This is a genomic window from Erwinia sp. V71, from assembly GCF_965644245.1.
In the GTDB taxonomy this organism is placed as follows: Bacteria; Pseudomonadota; Gammaproteobacteria; order Enterobacterales; family Enterobacteriaceae; genus Erwinia.
In genome coordinates, this window is sequence record NZ_CBFFRK010000287.1 from 1 (window position 1) to 511 (window position 511).

1 protein-coding gene is annotated in these 511 nt (G+C 50.5%); it reads left to right on the forward strand.

Annotated elements, in window-relative coordinates; translation table 11 throughout:
• Positions 1–89 precede the first annotated feature (89 nt).
• Entirely contained in the window at positions 90–467 is a 378-nt protein-coding gene (locus ACSZO1_RS22705; RefSeq protein ID WP_437616669.1) for a VOC family protein, read from the forward strand.
• Positions 468–511: the final 44 nt, after the last annotated feature.

A 511-nucleotide genomic window follows, 5' to 3' on the forward strand; every position in this document is an offset into this window, starting at 1 on the left:
GATCGGAGATGGATGCCAAATCATGATCGACCTTGATGCCAAACCGTGATCGATTCACATGCCATTTTGCAGCAAACAGGAGCAGAGCATTGAGAACCCAAAAAAGATGTATGGGATATGTCGCTATCGTGGTGGATGATTACGATCGGGCAATCGAATATTACACGCAAAAGCTCGGTTTTCATTTGATGGAAGATACCCCTCAGCCTGGTAAACGCTGGGTGGTGGTCAATCCCAATCCGGAAAGTGACTGTAATCTTCTGCTGGCAAAAGCCTCCAATGAGCGTCAGGCCGGATTTATTGGTAATCAGTGTGGCGGGCGGGTGTTCCTGTTTCTGCAGACGGATGACTTCTGGCGCGATTATCAGCGTATGAAAGACAACGGTGTGCACTTTTGTGAAGAGCCGCGGCAGGAAGAGTACGGCACGGTGGTGGTGGGCGGATTCAAGTTCGAAGTGCAACGCTAAGCCGCCTGTCTTAACTCTGCAAAGACCACTGAAGGCTGCCGGAA